This window comes from Halothiobacillus sp., assembly GCF_027346185.1.
Taxonomy (GTDB): domain Bacteria; phylum Pseudomonadota; class Gammaproteobacteria; order Halothiobacillales; family Halothiobacillaceae; genus Halothiobacillus.
On record NZ_DAIESY010000161.1, the window covers coordinates 1 to 4725 of the forward strand.

At 56.8% G+C, this 4725-nt stretch carries 5 protein-coding genes; all 5 read left to right on the plus strand.

Translation table 11 applies throughout. The features are described 5' to 3' along the window. Nucleotides 1-775, plus strand: a 775-nt coding sequence (locus M7R55_RS11255) for an outer envelope protein (RefSeq protein ID WP_298220605.1), incomplete at its 5' end; no start/stop codon positions are given. Nucleotides 776-807: 32 nt separating this feature from the next. Next, entirely contained in the window at nucleotides 808-1932 is a 1125-nt protein-coding gene (locus M7R55_RS11260) for a BMP family ABC transporter substrate-binding protein (protein ID WP_298220607.1), read from the plus strand. A gap of 89 nt (nucleotides 1933-2021) precedes the next feature. Next, nucleotides 2022-3110 (plus strand): ABC transporter permease, encoded by a 1089-nt coding sequence (locus M7R55_RS11265; protein ID WP_298220609.1) that lies wholly within the window; start codon nucleotides 2022-2024, stop codon nucleotides 3108-3110. Further along, the gene (locus tag M7R55_RS11270) at nucleotides 3107-4039 is read left to right on the plus strand and encodes an ABC transporter permease (protein WP_298220611.1); all 933 of its coding nucleotides are present in this window, start codon (nucleotides 3107-3109) and stop codon (nucleotides 4037-4039) included. The genes M7R55_RS11265 and M7R55_RS11270 overlap by 4 nt, the downstream gene beginning before the upstream one ends. A gap of 33 nt (nucleotides 4040-4072) precedes the next feature. Next, a partial coding sequence (locus M7R55_RS11275; protein ID WP_298220613.1) for an isochorismatase family cysteine hydrolase occupies nucleotides 4073-4725 on the plus strand: 653 nt, incomplete at its 3' end.

A 4725-nucleotide genomic window follows, 5' to 3' on the forward strand; every position in this document is an offset into this window, starting at 1 on the left:
CACCTCGCTGAGCTGGCGCTACGGCACCAAGTTCGCCGAACCCTTTGAGGGCAACGATATCGCCAAAAATATCCTCAACTTCTCCCATGTCAGTGGTTTCAAGTACGGCACCAACTTCTTCAGCATCGATGCGCTGTTTTCTGACAGTAAGGATCCTTCCAGCCCTTGGAGCAATTCTGGTGCAACTGAGGTCTATGCTGTTTATCGCAATACCCTGGATATCGGCAAGATCATGAACAAGGATCTTAAGTTAGGGGTGGCTAAAGGATTCGGTATCACCAGCGGCTTTGACTTCAATGTTAAGGATGATGCGGGTTATAACTCGAAGAAACGAATGCTGGTTCTCGGCCCCACCGTGATGTTCGATGTGCCAGGCTTCCTGAATGTAAGCCTGCTCGCGCTCTGGGAAAGCAATGCGCCCTGCAACGAATACACGCAAACCTGTGTCTCTCGCTACAGTTACAAAACTCACCCAATGCTGACGGCCGCCTGGGGCATCCCGATCGGTAACTCGGCATTCTCTTTCGAGGGCTTTGCCAACTTCATCGCACCAAAGGGTAAAGATGAGTTCGGCAACCAAACCAAAACCGAAATCGATATCGATGCACAAATCATGGCCGATGTCGGCAAGCTCTTCTTCGGTAAACCAGGTACCTTCAAAGCCGGCCTCGAATACCAGTATTGGAAGAATAAGTTCGGTAACGATGCCAACGGCCCCGCAGGCTCAGGTGCCTTCGCCAAAACACCCATGGTCCGCGTCGAATACCACTTCTAAGCTTCCTCCTCATTTATAACTTAAGAGAGAACATGAACATGAGCACAATCGATAAATCCCGTCGCAAGGCCCTGGCGCAACTGGGTGGCTCAGCCGCCGCCCTGACATTGATTTCATTGGGCATCCGAACGGCATCCGCCTCGGAAAAACTCACCATCGGTGCCGTCTATGTTGGCTCTCGCGATGATTATGGGTACAACCAGTCACACGCCGAGGCCGTCGCCGAGATGAAGAAATTGCCCTACATACGTGTGGTGGAAGAAGAACGCGTCCCCGAGACCATCGCCGTGCAAAAGTCCATGCAGGCGATGATCGAACAAGATGACGCCAAGCTGATTTTTGCCACCTCGTTCGGCTATTTCGATCCCTATGTCCTCAAACTCGGCGCGCAATATCCCAAGATTCGCTTCGCCCACTGTGGCGGTCTGTGGACACCCAAGGATCCCAAGAACACCGGTAGTTTCTTCGGTTACATTGATGAATGCGAATACCTAAGCGGTGTAGTCGCGGCGCATGTCAGCAAGAGCAAAAAGCTTGGCTTCATTGCGGCCAAACCGATCCCGCAGGTATTGCGCAACATCAACTCATTCACGTTGGGTGCGCAGTCGGTCGACCCTTCATTCACAACCCATGTGATTTTCACGGGTGACTGGTCCATGCCCGTCAAGGAAGCGGAAAGCGCCAACAGCCTGATTGATCAAGGTTGTGATGTCATTACCTGCCACGTGGATAGCCCGAAAGTCATCATCGAGACCGCCGAAAAGCGTGGTGTGTACTGCACCGGCTACCATGTTGATCAATCGTCTTTGGCACCGAAGGGTTACCTCACCGGCGCCGAATGGGTCTGGGCGACACCCTACAAGATGCTTGTGGATGCCGCCTACGAAGGCAAGCCGATGCTCAACTTCCTGCGCGGCGGTCTCAAGGAAGGGTTCGTCAAGATGAGCCCCTACGGCAAAGCCGTGCCCGAAAAGGCGAAGGAAACCGCCGATGCCATCAAGGCCAAAATGCTGGGAGGGAGCTATGTGATCTTCAAGGGCCCACTCAAGGACAACAACGGCAAAACCGTGATTCCAGAGGGGGTCAGCCTAGGCCAGCGTGATGTCGCCCTGGAGGGGATGAATTACCTAGTGGCGGGTGTCGTCGGCCAGATCTGACGGACGACTGTCGGTTGCTTGCACGGGCAACCTCGTCCGGCCACCGGATTTATCTACCTCGAGTTATCCAATCAGGGGAGCCATTCATTATGTACACAGGCATCAAGAGGTTTTTGCTGCCCATAGCGGAGCCGCTGCTGGTGCCGACGGGCGCCATTCTGGTCGGCATGCTGCTTTTTGCTGGCTTTGTCGCGCTTGTCGGGCAATCACCGCCGGAAGTGTTCCTGACACTGTACCAAGGTGGTTTCGGTTCGAGCTTCTCTTTACAGAACACCCTCGTACTGGCTTCCCCTCTCATTCTTACCGGTCTGGCCGTTGCCATACCGGCACAGGCCGGCATGATTATGATCGGCGGCGAAGGCGCATTGGCACTGGGCGCGCTGTTGGCTGGCGTGGTCGGCTACGCGCTTCACGACAATTCGGCGCTGGTGGCGCAAATCGGCATGTTGACCGCTGGCGCGTTAACAGGCGCACTTTGGTTTGCGCTGTCCGGCTGGTTGCGCAACTATCGCGGCGTCAACGAAACCATCAGCAGCCTTCTCCTTTCCTATATCGGAATCGCCCTACTGAACTATTGCATTCAGGGGCCGTTGAAGGATCCGGCCAGTACCAACAATCCGGCGACGCATCCCATCGGGGATGCGCATATGATCGGCAATATCCCAGGCATGGATGTCCATTACGGCTTGATTATCGGCATCGTGTTCGCTCTGATTATCTGGCTTGTCCTCAAGTACACCACCGTCGGGCTCGCGCTGCGCGCGGTTGGCGGCAATCCCCGTGCAGCCCAGATGGCGGGATTGAACGTCAATTACTGGGTGATCGGCGCTGCCGCCGTCGGTGGCGCGGCTGCTGGACTTTCAGGCGCGATCGAAGTGGCGGCCGTTCAGGGAAGCGCCAATTCCGCCGTTGTCGCCGGGTATGGCTTCACCGGTATTCTAGTGGCCTTCATCGCACGGCAGAACCCGTTCGCAGTCATCCCTATCGCCATTTTGTTTGGTGGCATTGACGCGGCGGGCGGGATGCTGCAACGACGCCTGGATATGCCGGATGCTACGGTCATCGTATTCCAGGGCATTTTGTTCGTTGTCATTCTCGCCAGCGACACTCTCCTCGGGCGCTTCCGGTTTTTCAAACCCACGACCACCAAACCGGTCATCAAGGGAACAGAATCATGACTGAAGTCACAGAAAGTCTGGGCTGGTGGGGTGTGCCCATCGCTGTCATCGCCGGCGCCATTCGGGCAAGCACGCCGTTCCTGTTGGTGAGCCTCGGGGAATGCGTGACGGAGAAATCCGGCCGCATCAACCTTGGTTTGGAGGGTGTGCTGATCATGGGGGCAATGGCCGGATATGGCGCATCGCTCTATACCGGTTCGGCCTGGCTCGGTGTGCTTGCTGCGGGTTTTGTCGGCGCGGTCATGGGTCTGCTGCACGGCATTTTGTGCAGCCTCAAACGCGTCAACGACATTGCCATCGGCATCAGCTTTATGCTGCTCGGCACCGGGTTGGCCTTTTTCCTCGGCAAACCGTTGATTCAACCACAGGCGCCTACCCTGCCTTCCATACCACTCGGCTTCTGGAGCGATTCCGCGCAGATACAATCCGCCCTGCAGGTCAATCCGTTGTTTCTGATCGGCATTGTACTGGCGTTCCTGCTGCACTACGCCTTCCTGCGTACCCGTTGGGGATTGCAGATTCGTATTGTCGGCGATAGCGAAGATGCCGCGCGCGCCATGGGCTTTCGGGTGATTCCGACCCGTATTCTGGCGACCGTATTCGGCGGCTTTCTGGCTGGAGTCGGTGGGTCGTTCCTGTCGCTGTACTACCCTGGGAGCTGGAGCGAGGGGCTGTCTTCCGGCCAAGGCATCATGGCGGTGGCACTTGTGATCTTCGCACGCTGGGAGCCCTTGCGCTGCCTGTGGGCTTCCCTGCTTTTCGGTGCGGCAGGTGCACTCGGACCCGCACTCCAGGCGATGGGCTTGACCAGCGGATTCTATCTACTCAATGCCCTGCCCTACGTACTGACGCTCGGGATTCTGATACTGACGACATCCTCTGGCCGGAAAATTTCCGGTGCGCCTGGTGAACTGAGCCTGGTGCGTTAACCATGAAGCGCATGAATGACAGGAAACCTTCACATGAGTAAATTCATTCAAGCCCGCCCCTATCTCTGGCCGTTCGATGGTCAACTCACGCCAGGAAACACGGCGCTCGTGATCATCGACATGCAAATCGACTTTTGCGGCCCGGGCGGCTATGTGGACAGCATGGGCTACGACATCGAATTGACCCGTACGCCCATTCCCGCCATAGCCCAATTGCTTAATCTGGCGCGAAAAAAGGGGTTCAAGGTCATCCACACCCGTGAAGGACACCGGCCCGATCTTTCGGATTTGCCCGCCAACAAGCGCTGGCGCTCCCGGCAGATCGGCGCAGGCATCGGCGACTGTGGCCCCTGTGGTCAGGTGTTGGTGCGTGGTCAACCCGGCTGGGAAATCATCCCCGAACTCGCGCCCCTGCCAGGTGAAGTCATCATCGACAAACCCGGCAAAGGTTCGTTTTACGCCACCGATCTGGAGCTTATCCTGCACACCTGCGGCATTCGCAATCTGATTCTGACAGGCATTACCACCGATGTCTGTGTACACACCACGATGCGTGAAGCCAACGATCGTGGCTTCGAATGCCTGCTGGTCGAAGACGCCTGTGCCGCCACGGATATCACCAATCATCACGCCGCGCTGCACATGGTCGAAATGCAGGGGGGGGTGTTCGGCGCCGTCGCCCACAG